The sequence below is a fragment of the Verticiella sediminum genome (genome assembly GCF_007558815.1).
Classification (GTDB): domain Bacteria; phylum Pseudomonadota; class Gammaproteobacteria; order Burkholderiales; family Burkholderiaceae_B; genus Verticiella; species Verticiella sediminum.
The window spans coordinates 25,372-42,442 of record NZ_VLTJ01000008.1; the positions used below are offsets into that span (position 1 = coordinate 25,372).

Consider the following 17,071-nt stretch of genomic DNA (forward strand, 5'->3'; position numbering starts at 1 on the left):
CAAAAACCGGCGACAGCCTATCCTGCACTAGCTCCAACCACCTAAAATTTCTTCGTCATGACTAAGCTTTTGTATGCGCCAAGGCACTACGCGGCTGCACAAAATCGCTGAGGTCGATTTTCCATTGATGAAGCGTTGGGCATGTTCTTCATCTGAGGCACTGAGCGAGAATCCCTCCAAGCCGACAGATGGGCGTGCGTAATCAACGGCCACTTCACGCCGGCCACGCTCGACCTCGGATATCGTTTTGCTTAGTCCCGTTTCATGCGTACCGTTCTCAGCCATAGCTGCCTCCCGTGCTTTGGGTAACGTTATATTACAAGACGTGGGATTTTTTTGTTGCTTTGAGGCAAGACCGGCAGAAAAGACTTTGCGCAGAAATTGTCTTGTTTTTCTGCCAATCAATAGATTTCCCCGATTGACGGCTATCTCGGGTATTTGCGAACGTGGCCACTTCCCAAAGAGGCTTCGCCTCTCTGGACTCTCCACCCTCGCCGGCGGGAACCTCGGGGGCAGGGGTTACGGGCCAATGGCCCTGAACACCTACCCCCGGCGCAGCGTCTGGGCACTCCTGCCGCGTCAAGGGGCCGAGTCCTCGCCCATGGGCTGCGGGCCGCACCAACCCCTTGACCCGTCATCTGCGCAACTAAAGAACATTGCGAGCATTCAGTCCTGCTAGTTTGGCTGGAAGATGAGTCAAGGGCGGCACCGGAGGCCGCAGCCCGAAGCAAAGCGTAGGGAACGGGCGAGGATATCGGGCGTAGCCTTCACCCTTGATGCATCTGGAAGCCATGCAGCCTGTCGGCAAGGGGGAGGAACAAGGCAAAGCCGCTGGGCCTGCCCCCGCTGCCAGTCCGGCAAGAACGGACGCGGGATGCAACCGAAGGGGTTGCCCAAGCGAAGCGCGGAGGCATGCGCGGCGACAAATGAAAAGGCCTTGCTGATGGCAAGGCCAATGTGGATATCAACACGAACGTCACTTGCCGTTGACTGAACCGCCGGTTGCCGGTCCCCAGTGCTTGCCCATGTTCTGCAAGACGTGCTGACGATAGGCCGGGTTCCACATGGTATTGCCTGCAATCATGTGGTTGCTGCGGCCCGCTGTGACCATCATGCCAGACTGCATATCGCGACGAGTTGTCTTCGGGTTCACGACGTTGCCGATTCCCTGCGCCATGTTCCTGAACGTGACGGCTTCAAAGGCGATGCCGCCTGCCAACCTAGCCCCCAGCCCGCTCGTTTTTCTTAATGCAAAGAAAACGACTGCGGCAAGCGCAATGATAAGGAAGAATGTACCGATGGGTTGGTCGGTGCCCGTGCTCATTACCTTGTCGAAAAGTTCCTTGAATAGTGCCACGCCCACCGAAACGATGACCATCGTGATGGCAATCTCAAGGATGTATGCCAACACCTGTTCAAACCACTTGTCGAACCATTTTGCGGTGATCGGGAACATCAAGGCGGCGACGAACAACGGGCCGAGGCCCAGCAGAACGCCAAGGCCTAGCTTGGCGAGGATGATGGTGGCCGCTGCTGGCAGGTGGATAAGGAACACCGCGGTAGCCATTAGGAGCGCGTTGAGTGCATCCCAAAACATCTGGCCGATCTCGTAGAACTCGCGCTTCGCAATTTTGCCCAGCATGTCATAAGCGACATTCAGACCCTTGTCAGTCGAATTGTCCAGTACTTGATAGATACTCGTTGCCTGGGCGTTGGACGTTGACATGATGTCGGCGAGGCCGGTCTCCAATCCTTGGACAGCCGACACAATTGTCGTCGTGTAGGAGTCGGCTGTCATGCAGAATGCTGTGATGATGAGGATCTTTATGCACTGCTTGATGAACGTATGGAACGGCGCTTCCACTGCGCCAGTGCTGATGGCGTAGCCGGTCAAGGTGATATATAGCGTAACGCCGGTCAGCATCAACATTTGAAAGCCGAGGATGACGTTCGAAGCGGTTTCCGATACGAAGGTGTTGAGCATCGCATCGAGGCTGCTGCCTATCCACTGGAATAGTGCAAATTCCATGCTATTCCCCTCCCTGGAGTGGGTTGATAGGAGTTAGGTCGGGGTAGCTGCGCTTATCGACGGAAAGGTGGTTTTCTGCTGTCTTGGCGTTGATGCAGTTGGCGGACGCGGAAAGCTCGCCGGGGTTGGCTTCGCATTTCGCGATCATCGCCTTGCGGTCGGTTTCGTGGGTCTTGTACCAATCGACGGTTTGAAGCGGCGTGTTTTCGCCGCACGCCGAGAGTGCGGAAGTTACGAGCAAAGGGAGAATGATCTTTTTCATTTTTTCACCTCACGTGCGTGGATGATCTCGAGTGCGTGGGCCACTTCGGCGGCTTCAATAATGCGTAGCGCTGCAAGGGTTCGCACAACGCTTTCGCGCATGCCGCCCCACGTTGGCTGTGTGAAGCGGTTTGGCGCATTTGTCCAAACGATGCCGATGCAGGCAAGCGATGTGACGGCAGACAGGAGGATGTTCATCCAAGATGGGAGCGGTTCGTCATCAATGAACGGCAGCGTGAATCCAAACCATCCCATCGCTGCGTAGTAGGCCGTGAATGCGGCCATCCCCATCGCCACGACATCAAGTGCTTTCATGAGCGGAGCACGTCGCATAAGCTCGCGGTAATACTCGGGGCTTAGGCGGCGAGCGCAAGACCAAAAGCGATAGATGGCAAGGCATAGCGTTACCACCGGAACAAGTGTGATTGCATAGAACGGAACCATGATTTCCTCCTTAGCGTGCAAGCGGGTTGAAGACTTGAAGAGTGGGGTAGCCCCGCTGATCGACAATCTTTGCGTTGATCTCCTTCTGCCGTTGTTGCTGTAGGCGATCTTCGGCTGCCGCGACCATTTGGTACATCTGTAGCTTGGTCTGCTCGTTCTGAATCATGGCTTGCTCGGCCGCGATACGGCCTTGCAGTTCAGCGATAGCCTTCGGGTCTTGGGTTTGGTTGATTTGCTGCATCAACTGGTCGATTTGGCTAAGGCGGTTCTTCGCCGCGTCGTAGGCGTCGAGCGCAAAGGCTTTGTCTTGCGCGCCTTTGACGGCTTGGGCTTCGCAGTTCGTGCGCTGCTCCGTCGAGGCAAAGCCGGTGCATGCGTCATACACGTTGTTTTCGTTGTAGATGGATTCCGCGCGCCCGCTCAAGCCGGCATAGCCGCCTGACTTGACGGAGTCATAGACACCCTGCCAGTCTTGCGGCAGGTAATCCCGCAACTGCGGGTTGTTGAACAGTTCGCCCATGCCGCGTGCGCCAGTAACCGCAGCGTATTGCTGCTTCATCTGGTCGATTTGGCTGACCATCTGGTCGTACTGCATCTTCCACTTCGCCATCGTTTCGATCTGGTTTTCCACGCTCTTAGCGATGGAAGCGCCATCCGTCACGGGGATTTGTGCGAGGGCGGCCGACGACGCGGCAATGCCCACGGCCAGAATGCAAAAGACTGATAATTTCTTCATGTTCGCCACTCCTGAGAGGTTGAGGGCGAACGTAGGACCGTGCTGTCCGGTCTGTCGGTCTGTTCAGGGACCGCGCCCAGTACGGCTATGCGTTCTTGGGGCGACTAAGCGGCCGATCTGCTCTCGGCGGTCGGAACCCTTCTTTTCGGGTCGGCACCCGGTACGCTATGCGTCCTTGGGGCGGTGCAACGTTCGTGTTGGTTAAAGGTACAACCGAAGTTGATTGTACTTACGGTTAATGCAAAGTAGCTTCCCGACTACGGCCACCACATACGGCGGTCAATGATGATGCGGTCGGACAGGTACGAGATATTCGCCAGTTCCGCCAATGCCATTTCTACTGTTCGGAATCGGAACGGCTGGCCCTTGTCATCCATGACGGGATACTCTGTAGTGCCGTTCTGTACGGCCAAGGCAAAGCCCTTCCAGTAGTGCGCATACAGGATGACCTGCACGTCACCAGTGCGCGATGGATCATCGCAGTAGTCTTGCAGGGCGTCGTAGCGTAAAGCCATCTTTATGGTCCTTCTTGCGCAATCAAGTTAACGGCTCAGGTCGTCTTTGCCTGAACGGTGGGTCTTATCCAGTCGCTGGGCGTCCTTGGTCGCTTCGGTGTTGCTCTGGCTATGTTGTGGAGCCTGTCGCTTCCCGTCCTGCGTGGGATCAAGGAACCGGACAATTTTCAGGGCAAGCGATTTGTCCTTGTCGTCACCAGTGGCCAAGGCTTTTGCGATGTGCCCGTAGCCATTCCTGATCGCGCGTGAAACGCCGGAACGCCTGCGCTGTTCCCACTCGGTCGCTTTGGTGCTCTTGCCACGCTTGGCGGCATGTCGCGTCGCCTGCTTGACGGTAACGCGCGGGTGTGACCGTGCCCTGCGCGGTGTGGCGTTGGCCTCAATGCCTTGTTCACGCAGCGCTTCGGCGAAGCGTTCTCTCCATCGTTGCAGGTCGGCTTTTCTCGGATTGAGCCGGCTGCCGTCGAGGCCCAGCGCCTTGACGCAAAGGTGGCCGTGGGGATGCGCTTCATCGTCATGAATGGCGAAGACATACGCATGGTTGTCGCCGAACTCTGCTTTCGCGAATGCACGGATGGCATCATTGACTGCGCGCCGGTCGGTGCCAGGGGGCATGGACAGCACGATATTGAACGTTTCGCGGCGCGAGCCGTTGTCAGGCAAGCCATACTGGCCGCTTTTCCATTCGTCGCGCACGTCCTGCACCGCCTCACGGCCAAGGATGATTTCGCCGTCTTCGTTCTCCAGTTCTACCAGGCCGTTGCGCGATATGTAGTCGAGGTGCGCTTTGACCTGCGCGATGCCTTTGCCCCCGCCGGAGATCTTCACCATGACTTCGGGCGCTTTGCGGGTGGTCAGCATCAACTTGTCCCGAACGCGAGCGCTACCGGTCAACAGCAGCGGCTTGGACGGCGGCGACGTGCGTGACCGCGTCACTGTGTGCTTTGTCCCTTGACTGGTGACCGGCTTGGTATAGATGCGTTCGCCCCAGTCTTTCAGAATCCCATCAATGACTCGACTCATTCCAACCTCCAGCGGTCAATGTTGGCGCGCATGATGTCTGCCACCCGCGCGGTATGGGTTTTGATGTGACGGGTCAGTGTGTCGATACGCTCGGCAGTGACTACCGTCTCCAGCGTACGTACTGCGTTCATGTGCCGGGCGATCTGGTTAAGGTTGCGGCCGATGGCAAGCAGCCTCGAATTCGATTCGCCCAGCGTTCGCAGCTCTAACATGCCAAACTGCGGTTCGCCGCTGAGATTGGCGCGTATCAGGTGAATGACCCAGCGATTGGCTGACATGCCCTGCTGGAAGGCCAGTGTCTCGATGCGTGCATATTCCGTTTCGGTCAGGCGGACTTCCATGCGGCGGCGTGAGGTGTCCGGTTGCTCATACGCTGACGGCTTGGTCGAATCGTGAGCGGATATGCCGTTGAGCAGCCGCACGATGATCTGTCGCAGTGCATCGCTGGGGTTGGTGTCTTGGCGGGCGCAGAACGCCTGCCAACGCTGCTTTAGATCGCCATTTAGTCGAACACTGAGGGTGGCCTTGTCGTTTTTCATTTCGGCATCCTCGTGTGTATGCTCAACTGGGCCTTGAGGTTTTGAATCTGGGCTTGAGTTTCAGCCTTACTGAGCGGCACCGAATCCGATGCGCGCGACGCATCATGGGTCGCTGTCAGATGTTCCCTTCTTCTTGTTGCGACCAGGATGCCTGCGGCCGGCACGAAGCCACCCTTGCGGTGATTGTTAAGGAGTCCTTTGAAATACGCGACCTTTGATTTTTGGATGGTCCCGGGTTTCTTGATCGCCCCTTCCAGTTCGTCAAGTAACGCCTGCGCATCAGCTAATGGGACGTCGGTAAGCAGATTTTGGATCGACATCTTTTCAGCGGTAACGAGCGCTCTAGGGTAATGCAGGCCGTCGTCGGCTCTCGTAGTAGTAGGGTTATAGATAAGGTTAGTGTTAGTAGTAGTGTTACCCGGGCCTCTGTCCATAGCCTCGGGATAGGCTATCCCTAGGGTATGCCCTTCATTAAGTGATTGATTTCTATGGAGGTCCTTTGCACATGCCGAAATGGGCATCCGACCGTCGTCGGGTTCTGCATAGGGTGTCGATAGCCTATATGGACCGTATGAGAGGGCTTTCGCTACTGTTTTGCGCAGGGGGTCGCCGACAGGCAGGCGATTGATAAAGTCACTCACGTATGCGTCACGCCAGCCATGAGGTAGTGCCTCAATCTGTTCGAGTGTTTTTGTCCTAAGCGTCGTGGCCACTGCCATCTTGGCTGAGTGATGGTCCCACCAATCTTTGACCCAGATGTAATTCGCCTGAGGGTCAAAATCCAAGATGCCAGCATCGACGAGACGACGCATCACTGGCATCAGTTGTGAGTCGGGGTCCCAACCCATTTCCGAAGCTGCAATGCGAATGACGACTTCATACGCGCCGATGACATTGCTGAATGGCGAAGTCAGAAAGTAGAGCAGCGCATATCTGTCTTCTTCTGTAAAGCCCGACATGCGATTGGAGCGCCATATCTGGTCGCTGACGGTTCTTTGTCGACTCATGCACGTGGCCCTTTCGTCGAGGCCGCAGCAGGCATGGTTTCGTCGTCTGTAGGTTGCTCCAGGCTCAGTGCTTCCGTGACCTGCAAGGTCCGGAAATAGAGCCGGCGGCCGACCCTCAGCATCGCGGGTTTCATCCTGCGCGAAAAATCAGTATCTGCATAAAGCGCCACGCGGACGCCATCGGGAGATCGGCCCAGCAATGTGGCAACATCAACGATGCTCATCAGCGGCCCAAACCGTCCCAGCAAGTATTCTCCAGTAGTCATTCATATGCCTCACAAGTTCACAGTAGGTAATGCCATTCTTTACTGTGTGAGCATGGATGTCAAAGTTAAGTCATTGATTTAAAAGACCAAAATAGAGTATCGGCGGAAACCAAATTTGGGTGTCGCCAAATGCCAAGATAGGGCATATTGGATTTTCACAAATGCTCGAGTCGCATCAAATAAACTTGGGAATCAACGATTTAGACGAGGGCTTAGGAATGGCTACTGTTCAGCGCTGGAATCGTGTTTGCGTATGAAAAATTTTGTGGAAAATTTCCAACGACGAAAGCTTCGTCGCACGTTGAGCCGGAACTTCGGTTGATTGTGGCTAGATCACCGTTTTGGCTTCATGCAGCCCTAAAGTCCAAGTATCATGAAAGATATGCAGGACGAGTCGCTATGGAGTTGCATGGAAATTAGGAATGACGTCGGTAACGCCCGAGTCCAGCGCTTTCCCTTGAATACTGATGGCCGTGATTTCGCCGTGGGTGACATTCACGGTCATTTTGGTCGGCTCGATGCTGCGCTCGCCGCCGTCAAGTTTGCACCCGAAAGGGACAGGTTGTTTTCCGTGGGGGATTTGGTGGACAGAGGGCCTGAATCCCCAGATGTACTGAAATGGCTGGAACGCCCATGGTTTCATGCGATCTGTGGGAATCATGACCTGATGACGTTGCGACGGGCAATAGGCAACCCGATTCCGGACCTCGATCACCGTGCCCACGGCGGCGAATGGTTAGATGCCTGTGTGAGCGATATACGCGAGCGCATTGCGGCTTGCTTGAGTGCGTTGCCGCTGGCTATCGAGGTGGAAACACCGCTTGGCTTGGTCGGAATGGTTCACGCCGACTTCCCCTACGACGATTGGTACGCTATTCATGGCGATGGCTTCAGCCAGGAGGATGAAAACGCCTGTCTGTGGTCAATAGACCGTTATCGAGCGCAGTACGCCCAACCAGTTCGCAACGTACGCGCGGTGGTTCATGGACATATGACCCTGCGCAAGCCCATGAAACTCGGCAATGTCTATTACATTGATACCGGGGGATGGCAGGATGCTGGTCGCTTTACGTTGCTGGACCTGCATACGTTGAAACTGCCATCACGGTAATTAGATTTTTTCCGTTGTCGACGTTTCGTACGTCTAAAAATGACTGGTCCGGCGATAAATGTACAAAAGCCCCGTGACAGAATCACGGGGCTTCGGTACTCTAATTCTCGCAGATACCTGCTAGGAACCAGACTCGCAATCACATCCTAGCAAGGCTGGCTAGCGTTGTCACTACCAGCTTAAAACCATTCAACGACATTAAACCCATATCTGCACCCTTGATGCTCAGGTCTCGCTCCGGACTCCGGCAGGATAAACAGGCGAATGGTGGATACCTAACCAGTTCGGGAAAGAAACTGGCTCTACCCCGTCTCGCTGTACGATAACAAGCACCTGATAAAGTGAGTATCAAGGCGGCATTTGCGATGTAGTCGATTGCGCTGTCTGGCGCTACATCCACAAAATATGAATGTTCCGAATGGCCTGATGCGGGTCACTCCGTTCCTCGTTTCTTGGTGTACCCACCACGGGGGCATTAGGTTGGCTATGCCATTTTTTGAGATTTAGGTAGGGCCGGCCCAATGAAAAATCCATGTATCGAGCAGCTACGTCGCAGGATGCGAGAGTATTACAGGCCCCATCCGGGCATGTCGGGACACTGATGCAGTAGTCCATAAGAAAAAAGCCCTTCACGCATTAGTGAAAGGCCTCCCGTTTTGGCGCTGATTCAGCGCTGTTTATCCGCGCTTGAACAGGCGCTCGTGCATCCACCCGTCGTTGGTCAGGATGACAGCCGCCTTGCCCTGTATATCTCCCTGAGTCTGTTCCGCAAAATTCTTGTAATTGGCACGCATGCCTTCCGATTTGGCCCAGTCATCTGCACCGTCTACCTTGTAGCGGTAGTTCACCTGCGACAGCTTTACGCCCATCATGTCGCTCGGTTCAGTGAAGTTGTCCACTTCCACAACGGTGTACTTGCCGGTGCAGAAGGCATCTTGTCCAGCCAGCGTATTGGCGCCGTTGGCGACGAGGAATTTCTTGCCGGTGTCCGTGACTTGGTACTCGGTGGCCGGCTCCATCTTGTTGCCGAACATGGCCTTGACTTCGGTGTCTCGCTTCGTCAGCAGCCCGGCATCGACCAACGCGTCGGCGCGCTTCTTGTTCTGACCGCCCAGCATGTCTTGATTCGCCAGGGTGAACGGCAAGCCCTTTGCAGGAATCGCTGCGCATAGGCCCTTCTGAGTGTCCAGGTACGCCTGTATGGCCTTGCTGAAGTTGCTCTTGTTGGCGTCCTTGGCGCTGCCGCATGCGGCAAGGGTAAGAGCAAGGCTGCTGATGGCGACGATCTTGATAGCGGTATGCAAAACTAGCTTCCTCTGTAGGTTAAGACAATCGGTTATTCATTATGGCAACGCGATGGAGCGATTATGCGTTGCTCTCTGTTTTGGAGTCGGCTTCACTTCGTTGTTTAGAAGCGGCCGGCGCGCGCCGCGCGAGGCGGTCCAGCTTCTGCACCAGGTCTTCGGCCCGTAGATGCGTATAGCGCTTGAGCATCTGCATCGACTTGTGGCCGCTGATGGCCGACACCTCCTGATCGCTCAATCCGGCTTCCACGAACCGGCTGACAGCCTCGTGCCGCAAATCGTGAAAGCGGAAGTCTTCAAGGCCCGCTGCTCGCTTGGCGTCGGTCCACGCTTTATCAAACAGGTAGGGTCGGCGGATGCCATCCCTGCCGGGTTCGCCAAAGAACACCAATTCGGTTTCGGCAGGGCGCAAGGGGTTGGCAAGCGCCTCGGTGAACACGCGCGTCGCCTCGGCAGTCAGTGGGACGGTGCGAGGCGAAGAGTTCTTGGTATGTTCCAGCCGGACGACGCGCCGCTCGATGTCCACTTGCCGAATACGCAGCGTCGCAATCTCGGACAGCCGCATGCCGGTCTGGACGGCAATGCGGACGATCCAGCCGAACATCGGGTTCGAGTGCTTATCGACGGCTTGCAGTAGACGGTTCTGTTCTTCGGGATTCAATCGCCGGTTGCGGCCCGAGCCGGGGGCAGGGCGGCGAATGTTGGACACTGGATTGAAGGGCAGGCCGATGCCCCATTCTTTGATCGCGACGGTGAATAGGTGGCCCAGCAGCGCCAGTTCCAAGCGCACCGTGTTGTTACTGCGAGGTTGTAGCTTGCCATGCTTGTCCGGGTCGCCGGCCAGTCGCGTGTCGCGGAACTGCGCCACGATCTCGGCGTTCAGGGCGGCCAGCGAATACTTGCCAAGATGGCGGATGATGACCTGTGCCTTCTTGTGCTCGCCGGCCTGCGTCGAGGCCCGCTTGGTGGGCGTGACTTCCTTGAGGTAGCGGGTCAGCGCCGCTTCGACGGTCATGCGCTCGGCCGGCGCCCGCTGGATATATACGCCGCGCACCATTTCGTCTTCGGTACGGCGCGCCCAGTCTTCGGCGTCCCGTTTGGTGCGGAACGACTTGGCCGTGGCCGGCCAGCCTGTCTTGCGGATGAGGGCTTTCCAAGTGCCCGAGGAAGTCTTAACAATCGTAGCCATGCGTACTCCGGTATGAGGCTAGCGCCGCATCACTGTACCGAAACTGTACCTGACCACAATTTTAGGGGAATCCCCCGGTGCGGGGCTTGTACTGCGAAATCTTCTAAACGTTTGAATTTTCAGAGGATTTTTGAGTGGTTCCCGGGGCCGGAATCGAACCGGCACGCCTTGCGGCGGGGGATTTTGAGTCCCCCGGCATCCGCACATCGCGCTGGCGGCGCCGGTGCATGGCATGGTGCAGACCGCCTTGAGGGAAGGCTGGTATCCAAGCCATCACTTGCCCCTGGGCATGCGCCTCACGGTGCAAGACCGGCTGGAAAACTTGGCACCGGATATCACGGACTCGTTCGCCGCCGTGGAACTGCGCGAATTGCGGTATCTCGCACAAGAAACCCTGCCCCAAGACAGCACGGAACTGTTCCATGCGCTAATCGCCAAGCCGCAGGAAGAACTGGTGTGGCTGCTGGCGATATGCGTGGCCGCTTCCGTGGACGTGGTGACGCCCCGCGACACGGCGCACCCGCCCGGCGCGGAACTGGCGCAGGCCGTGGGGCTGGACATGGCCGCGTGGTGGCAGCCCACCGCCGAGGAATATTTCCGACACGTGCCGAAAACCGCGATTCTGCGAGCCGTGGGCGAGTTCGCCCCGGAGCACGTCAACCGACTGGCGAAGCTCAAGAAATCCGACATTGCCAGCGAAGCGGAACGGCTGGTAGTGGGAACGGGTTGGATGCCCGCCATCTTCAGGCCCGGCCCGGAAGCTGCGCCCGAGGAAACGCAGGCGCAGGACGCCCCAGCAGATGCCGAGGCCGTGGCGGATGAACCCGTCCGGGCGCTGGCCGCTCGATCTGTGCCAAAGGTAAGCGCCCTGGTCGAGGCCGGGGCGCTTCGCTGAAAGGAGGCGCACCCACATGACCCGTACCACCACCCGCCGCCCGCGCATGGCGGCGATCTACGCGCCCGGCACCGTATGCGCCCGCCCCGCTGGCACGGCGATGGCGACGTGCGCGGCTATCGCCCGCCCTCGGGCTGGTCGGCCCGCGCCGACCTCACCGACATCCACCCCATCACGGGCCACGCCTTGCCGTGTGCCGTGCGGTGGCTCATCGAAACGAAGGACTAACCGCGATCGGCACCGCGCCCAGGCCGTTCCGCCCTGGGCGCGGTGGACGCAAAAAGCCGGGCGCGGCAGTGGCCGCGCCCGGTGTTCAAGGCCAACAGCAAAAGCGAATCGCCGAAAGTCCTCGTCTCTGGCGGACTTTCATGCTCGTGTCCGGGCATTGGTGCCTCTTTGCTATTCTTTCCATTTCGCTGCTTGTTCGAGGGAGCGCATGCAAGCACTGTTGAAAAGATTTCTGTTCTTTTTCGTGATTCCATTATTTCCGGTCGCGGTGGTGCTTGCTGCGTCAAAACCGTTTGATGGCGCAGACGCCATTGCTTCCCCGAAGTCCGCAATCATGAAGGTGGAGAATGCGTGCGCATTTCCATCTGAAGCAAAAGTTCTTGAAGACGATAATGGCGCTGTGCTCAAGGTTTGGCGACTTGAGGGTGCAGCGCAATTCAACGTCGCTTCTTTGCCTAAGGATGCGGGCTTACTCGAATATCAAAGGTACATCGCATCATTGGGGATAGACGCAAGAAAGCCTCCTTTGAAGGTGCCCGCCAATTTGAACGATAAAGAAAGGCGGATATGGGATGCGGAAATTCGCAACAACGAAACAATCTATCGTTTGAAGTTAGGGGCAATTGAACCGATCAGTTGCCTGGATGCATTGCTATTTGCCGAGCAGAATCGGCGTCTCTCTCAAATCGATGCGCCGACGGAGTTTATTGCGTCTGTTTTGTCCCGAGTCAGGGAGGGGCGCCAAGAGCTGCTGGTTGTTTTTGGTGCCGGTCTAGGCATGTTTCCCCCTAAGTCCGTCTATGGTCTGGAGATAGTGCAAGAGGCTATCAAGGACGGATGGGAATACAGCTACATGATTCACAACCACACCATACAGAATCATCGAGACGATCCTGTTCCTGGTGTGCCGGTGCCTAGCACGACGGATATCGGCTTCGCGAGAAACTTGGCGAATGACTATGGCCTGAAAGCCATCCGAGTCACCAACGGCATCTACACGTTTTCCTCATCTATCGCCGAACTGAGCGAATTGGATGCTCGGTAGCAACGTGCGGCAGCGCTCCAGTGGTCGGTTCGCTGCCGAGCGAGACGTCGATTGCAGTCGCCCTAGGAATCTTGTGAAATAGCCCGTAATCCCCAACGCTGTTGACGCTAGCAGTCACTCATATTTTCTCTCATATATACCCGGCGCAGGCCGCAGTCCTCTGCACGGTGTGTTTCCACGTATCCGATGCGCAGATACAGGCCAAGATTCTCGGTCATTGCCTCATTGGTATAGAGACAAATATTGTTAAAGCCGGCGTCCATAGCTTGCCGTTCAGCAAAGTGGAGCAACTTGCGGCCTAGGCCCTGGCCTTGGGCCTCCGGTGCGACAGCAATGTTGTCGAGTAGCATTGTGTCGTCCTGGGGAATAAGCACGAGAATAGCGCAATCGTGCCACGCATTTCTGCTACGTACACGCGCTCAGCCCAAATCAGAGAATGATAGTCGTCGAGCATTGGCCCCGGTTTGCGGCCAATGCGCTCGATATAGCGAGAATACGCATCTTGCACAATGGTTTTCACCGCGACCAAATCGTTAGATGTGGCCAATCGAACGCTATGCTTCATGTCGCGCCTCTGCTGTTTTCTGGGCCAGTTTACCGCGCGCGAGATTCCCGATGCCAATGCGTGTCGGCGCTGTGCGCCGCCGGGCTTTCGGGCTTCGCCCCGTGCCGCCGTTATAGTCACGGCCATTCGGCTTCAATCCCTCACGCCCTCACGCCTGTGGCGCTGCACGCTTCGCTTGCCTCCAGGGGCAACCCTGCGGGCTATCCCCGCCGCGCGCATGGCTTGGCGCCCCTCAATATTGCCGAACCGGTGTGCCACCTCGGCCCGGCCAGCGTCCCGCCGCGATGGCCGAGGCGTTTGCGAACACGCTGGCACTTGCTGCGACAGGTTGTGCGGATGCGTGCCGTCCTCGACGCTGGCGGTCCGTACCCATCACGTCACGAAGGACGGTTCACGGACAACCCGCCCGACATCGCTATGGAGTTTCCACACCACGCCTCAAGACTTGCGCCGCAAGGTACGGCAGGGGGCGTTCTCGCCTGTCGTCGGGAGGGGCTGGCCCGCGTCAGAGGGCGAACCGGAGCAGCCTTCATGCGGGGATGCCGAGCCGGCACCATCTCCTTTCGGAGCGGTTCGGCCCAAGGAGTCCTTGTCTTGTCGTGAATCCTGGCGGTGGTGCGGCTGCGCCTCGGGCTTCATGGCTGCAACCGTCCGGCGAAAACAATTTCCCCGCCGCTGCGCGGCTCCTCGCGGGACAAATTCTTTTCGCCTCCCGGTTCTTCACTGCGTTGCGACCGCAAGCGGTGCCGCCAGCCCGTCCCCCCGCCGACCGGATCACAACAAGGACGCGATGGGCGCGAACCTTGTTCAACCGAAAGGAGAAAACATCATGGCCAACGTCGGCACCTTCACCGCAGACAAAGACGGCTTCACCGGCACGCTGCGCACCCTGACGCTGAACGTCAAGGTCAAGCTGGTTCCCAACGACAAGGGCAGCAGCGAGAATGCCCCGACTTCCGCTTCCAGAATAGGTCCCGGGCGGGTGGACGGCCGCAGCGCTCCGCCCATCATAGTCGGGCAGTGGTGTTGCTGTTATTTTTGAATCCCTCCAGCATGATCACAACACCAAAGCCGTTTGTTTGCGGTAATCCTCTATATTCACTGATTTCCCTGAAACAATTTTGTTGTACAGATCTTGTATTTTCCCGGCGTCTATCCCTTTTTCCAGAAAGCGAAAAGCAGACGCTGCAACGTACTCCGGCAAGGCTTCGAAAGTCATCCAGCGACGCCCCTCTGATTCTGCCACTTTCCCTGTGGTGTTGGATCCACCGAAAATATCTATCACTAAATCATCTGGCTCGGTGAGCATTCGGATAAAAAATTCAGGTAGCTTTGCGGGAAAGCGAGCGGGATGGCCTTTAATTCCTACCGTTTTGCACCCTGAAAGGTACTGCCCATTGGATTCTGAATTTGAAATTTGTAGCAGGTTCGAGGGGATCGATCCACCGTTATCCTTGGCGAATCCCTTGCCGATGTCATGTCCGGAGGGGCGGATCTTGGGTGTATAGAAATTATCTGGGTCTTCGATCAGCTTTTTCATCCGATCGCTGTAGGGAGCGAGAACCTTCGTTATGTCGGATTTAGGCCATTCCGTTTTGCTGAACCACCACACCGTGTTGATTGAATCCTTAACGCGCAACTTGCGCTTGTTCACCCATTCAATAGGGCTAGGGAGCTTCGACGGGTTGAACCAATAGAAATCTTCCGCAAGGAAGAAGCCTAGTTCATCGACCATGCGTATCAGAACTCGAAAATTGTAGAGGCTACGCGCAGGAACGCCTTTCATGTAGGCGCCACCAAAGTCTACGACAAAGCTACCATCATCCCGCAATTTGCGATGGACGATTCGGCCAAACTCCAAGAACCAGTCGATGTACTCGTGCTGGTCAAGATTTCCGTATTCCTTCTGTCGCTGCAAGGCAAACGGCGGGCTGGTCACGACGAGGTTCACGCTGCTATCCGGAAGCTCCTCCAGCAGTTCTCGTGAGTCCCCGATGTAGGTGCCCCCCCTCAAGGTGTAATAAGCAGGGGTTCTCAAACGCTTCATTGGCATGGATTGCTACTTATAGTCTGTAGATTCATTGTCATCATGCGCTCATTATTTTGTGAATGAGCAAGAAGATAAACCCTTCAGGCGCAAGAAGGCTTTTCGCCAAGAACCTGAGAACGGCGCGGGAGGCGCTCGGCCTTTCTCAGGAGGCCCTGGCTGATGCTGCAGGCCTTCACCGAACCTATGTGGGGTCAGTGGAGCGCGGTGAACGCAACATCTCCATCGACAACATCGAGCGACTGGCAAAAGCACTCGGAGTTTCTCCTGCGTCACTATTGGAGGAACCGCAGAAGTGACTTTGAAGCCACACAACGATTACCAACGTCTACTCGAGATCTGGCCAGCAGTACAGGAGTATCAAACCCTCGCTACAAAGCATGGGATTGATGATGTTTTTCAGGATAACGGGGGAAAACTGTTGCAAGTTCTCCTCCTGCTAGGCTTGAAAATCTTGCCGGGGCGGGAAGGCAATGACGCAATAGACCCGTCGGGGCGGGAATACGAACTGAAGTCAGTCAACATTGAACTGACGCATGGTTTTTCCACGCACCATCACATGAACCCCGTCATTATAGCCAAGTACCGGAAGGTGCCGTGGGTATTCGCAGCCTATCGAAACATCGCCCTTCAGTCTGTTTATTTGCTTGAACCAACCGATCTTGAATTTTATTTCAATAAGTGGGAAGAGAAGTGGCATGCGGAGGGCGAAAAAGACATCAACAACCCCAAGATACCAGTCAAATATGTAATGGGATGCGGAAAGCTGGTCTATGGCACTGAGCCCGACTTGTCGGTGAAGCGAAAAAGAACTGCGACGAACAAGCGTAAGCCCAGGACCCCTGCAGATGCGGGTGGCTTTGAGCCAGATGAAGTGTAGATTAGGAACAGGCTTTGTTGCGTTAGAGAGCGTTGGCAAGCAGCGTGAACTTGCAACGTTCCTTGACCAAGCGGATGTGCTCTTGGCCGCATCTGATGAGTCAGAGAGCAGCCGTCGATGAACTAGGCGTTCAGCGGAAGCCGAGGCTCATCCCCGTTTATGGGGTAGAGCCGAACCTGAACTTAAAAAGCCGTTCCCGCAATCGCAGGAACGGCTTTCTCTTGTGGTGGTGCCCGGGGCCGGAATCGAACCGGCACGCCTTGCGGCGGGGGATTTTCTTCCCACTTCGGCTTTCGCCGCCGCCATGCGATGCACGACGTTCGTGGTCTGGAGCACGCCTTCACCCTAGCCTTTCGGCCTTAGGTGCCCGCCGTCTGCTCTCTACACCTTCCGAAGAACCTTTCGGCCCCAGGGCTTGGCTCGGCATTAGCTCGGACTTGCGTCCAGGGCCTTCACCGAGTTTGACGGGCTTCACCTCTGGGGTTTCCCCCGGAGGGCTCAAATTTGGTCTGAGTCCCCTGCGTCTACCAATTTCACCACCCGGGCAAAATCGTAAAGCAGTCTACAACAAACTACTACCTCTTACTACCTGTCAGGAGCTGCCAAGACCACCGTCGGCTCCTGCTTGACCGCAAGCCGGGAAGCGAGCTTCCGGCTAACCGCCTGCGATCATTCATTCTAAACCTTTGCCTGGCGCGCTTTCGCAGAAAGCGCCTCCCGGGGGCAGACCGGACCGCGCAGAAGAAACTGCTCGAGACCTCCGTCCGCCATCCATCGCGCCAGCATCCGCACCGCAATGCGAGCAAACCGCCCTGCAGCGCCAAGGAAAGCGGACGATTATACCCACGTTTTTCCTCGCCGCGCGAGGCAGTCGCACGGCCGCGCAAGTATCATGTGCGCTGGCGGCGCGAAGTCTGCGCCCGCCCCTTGAAACCGGCGATCCCCGACCCCATAGACGACGACACTTCTGCGTGCCGGCGCGCGTTG

At 56.7% G+C, this 17,071-nt stretch carries 18 protein-coding genes and 3 pseudogenes; 7 read left to right on the forward strand and 14 right to left on the reverse strand.

Features of this window, described 5'->3' with window-relative positions; translation table 11 throughout:
* Positions 1–27: 27 nt before the first annotated feature.
* The 10 genes from FOZ76_RS27875 to FOZ76_RS05280 form a co-directional block, all read right to left on the reverse strand.
* Entirely contained in the window at positions 28–405 is a 378-nt protein-coding gene (locus tag FOZ76_RS27875; RefSeq protein ID WP_246129299.1) for an antitoxin VbhA family protein, read from the reverse strand.
* Between the two features lie 571 nt (positions 406–976).
* Positions 977–2,029, reverse strand: a complete 1,053-nt coding sequence (locus FOZ76_RS05240; protein WP_143947094.1) for a TrbL/VirB6 family protein — start codon at positions 2,027–2,029, stop codon at positions 977–979.
* A gap of 1 nt (position 2,030) precedes the next feature.
* Positions 2,031–2,291: an EexN family lipoprotein gene (locus FOZ76_RS05245; protein ID WP_143947095.1), complete on the reverse strand. Its 261-nt coding sequence runs from the start codon at positions 2,289–2,291 to the stop codon at positions 2,031–2,033.
* Positions 2,288–2,734 carry a hypothetical protein gene (locus FOZ76_RS05250; RefSeq protein ID WP_143947096.1) on the reverse strand — a complete coding sequence of 149 codons (447 nt, stop codon included), beginning with the start codon at positions 2,732–2,734 and terminating at the stop codon, positions 2,288–2,290. The genes FOZ76_RS05245 and FOZ76_RS05250 overlap by 4 nt, the downstream gene beginning before the upstream one ends.
* Before the next feature lie 10 nt (positions 2,735–2,744).
* On the reverse strand, positions 2,745–3,470 hold the full coding sequence (gene virB5 / locus FOZ76_RS05255; RefSeq protein ID WP_143947097.1) for a P-type DNA transfer protein VirB5: 726 nt from the start codon (positions 3,468–3,470) through the stop codon (positions 2,745–2,747).
* 257 nt (positions 3,471–3,727) lie between these two features.
* Positions 3,728–3,985, reverse strand: coding sequence for a hypothetical protein (locus FOZ76_RS05260; protein WP_143947098.1), 258 nt, complete (start codon positions 3,983–3,985; stop codon positions 3,728–3,730).
* Between the two features lie 27 nt (positions 3,986–4,012).
* The gene (locus FOZ76_RS05265) at positions 4,013–5,008 is read right to left on the reverse strand and encodes a relaxase/mobilization nuclease domain-containing protein (RefSeq protein ID WP_143947099.1); all 996 of its coding nucleotides are present in this window, start codon (positions 5,006–5,008) and stop codon (positions 4,013–4,015) included.
* Complete coding sequence (locus FOZ76_RS05270) at positions 5,005–5,547, reverse strand: plasmid mobilization relaxosome protein MobC (protein WP_143947100.1); 543 nt, start codon at positions 5,545–5,547, stop codon at positions 5,005–5,007. The genes FOZ76_RS05265 and FOZ76_RS05270 overlap by 4 nt, the downstream gene beginning before the upstream one ends.
* Positions 5,544–6,554, reverse strand: coding sequence for a hypothetical protein (locus FOZ76_RS05275; protein ID WP_143947101.1), 1,011 nt, complete (start codon positions 6,552–6,554; stop codon positions 5,544–5,546). Before FOZ76_RS05275 ends, FOZ76_RS05270 begins: the two co-directional genes overlap by 4 nt.
* Complete coding sequence (locus FOZ76_RS05280; protein WP_143947102.1) at positions 6,551–6,820, reverse strand: hypothetical protein; 270 nt, start codon at positions 6,818–6,820, stop codon at positions 6,551–6,553. Before FOZ76_RS05280 ends, FOZ76_RS05275 begins: the two co-directional genes overlap by 4 nt.
* 373 nt (positions 6,821–7,193) lie before the next feature.
* Here FOZ76_RS05280 and FOZ76_RS05285 point away from each other — a divergent pair, with 373 nt between their 5' ends.
* Positions 7,194–7,931: a metallophosphoesterase gene (locus FOZ76_RS05285; protein WP_246129300.1), complete on the forward strand. Its 738-nt coding sequence runs from the start codon at positions 7,194–7,196 to the stop codon at positions 7,929–7,931.
* Between the two features lie 677 nt (positions 7,932–8,608).
* Here the strand turns inward: FOZ76_RS05285 and FOZ76_RS27405 are convergent.
* Together FOZ76_RS27405 and FOZ76_RS05295 are read right to left on the reverse strand one after the other, a co-directional pair.
* Positions 8,609–9,235: a hypothetical protein gene (locus tag FOZ76_RS27405; RefSeq protein ID WP_170235301.1), complete on the reverse strand. Its 627-nt coding sequence runs from the start codon at positions 9,233–9,235 to the stop codon at positions 8,609–8,611.
* A 61-nt stretch (positions 9,236–9,296) separates the two neighbouring features.
* Positions 9,297–10,424: a site-specific integrase gene (locus FOZ76_RS05295; RefSeq protein WP_143947103.1), complete on the reverse strand. Its 1,128-nt coding sequence runs from the start codon at positions 10,422–10,424 to the stop codon at positions 9,297–9,299.
* A 187-nt stretch (positions 10,425–10,611) separates the two neighbouring features.
* Between FOZ76_RS05295 and FOZ76_RS05300 the strand changes: the two are divergent.
* From FOZ76_RS05300 to FOZ76_RS05310, 3 genes and pseudogenes are all read left to right on the forward strand, one after another.
* Positions 10,612–11,319: pseudogene (locus FOZ76_RS05300) on the forward strand (chromosome partitioning protein ParB); the annotation flags it as partial.
* Positions 11,320–11,335: 16 nt separating this feature from the next.
* A pseudogene (locus FOZ76_RS05305) lies at positions 11,336–11,547 on the forward strand (hypothetical protein).
* 208 nt (positions 11,548–11,755) lie between these two features.
* Positions 11,756–12,592 (forward strand): hypothetical protein, encoded by an 837-nt coding sequence (locus tag FOZ76_RS05310; protein WP_143947104.1) that lies wholly within the window; start codon positions 11,756–11,758, stop codon positions 12,590–12,592.
* Between the two features lie 107 nt (positions 12,593–12,699).
* Here the strand turns inward: FOZ76_RS05310 and FOZ76_RS27880 are convergent, their stop codons facing one another.
* Positions 12,700–12,942: a GNAT family N-acetyltransferase gene (locus FOZ76_RS27880; RefSeq protein WP_246129301.1), complete on the reverse strand. Its 243-nt coding sequence runs from the start codon at positions 12,940–12,942 to the stop codon at positions 12,700–12,702.
* 1,044 nt (positions 12,943–13,986) lie between these two features.
* Here FOZ76_RS27880 and FOZ76_RS05325 point away from each other — a divergent pair.
* A pseudogene (locus FOZ76_RS05325) lies at positions 13,987–14,109 on the forward strand (DUF736 domain-containing protein); the annotation flags it as partial.
* Positions 14,110–14,214: 105 nt separating this feature from the next.
* Here the strand turns inward: FOZ76_RS05325 and FOZ76_RS05330 are convergent.
* Positions 14,215–15,108 (reverse strand): DNA-methyltransferase, encoded by an 894-nt coding sequence (locus FOZ76_RS05330; protein ID WP_246129313.1) that lies wholly within the window; start codon positions 15,106–15,108, stop codon positions 14,215–14,217.
* Between the two features lie 158 nt (positions 15,109–15,266).
* On the opposite strand from FOZ76_RS05330, the gene FOZ76_RS05335 reads away from it, so the two are divergent.
* Both FOZ76_RS05335 and FOZ76_RS05340 read left to right on the forward strand, forming a co-directional pair.
* A complete protein-coding gene (locus FOZ76_RS05335; RefSeq protein ID WP_143947105.1) occupies positions 15,267–15,503 on the forward strand; it encodes a helix-turn-helix domain-containing protein in 237 nt (78 codons plus the stop codon).
* Positions 15,500–16,084, forward strand: coding sequence for a PDDEXK family nuclease (locus tag FOZ76_RS05340; protein ID WP_143947106.1), 585 nt, complete (start codon positions 15,500–15,502; stop codon positions 16,082–16,084). Before FOZ76_RS05335 ends, FOZ76_RS05340 begins: the two co-directional genes overlap by 4 nt.
* Positions 16,085–17,071: the final 987 nt, after the last annotated feature.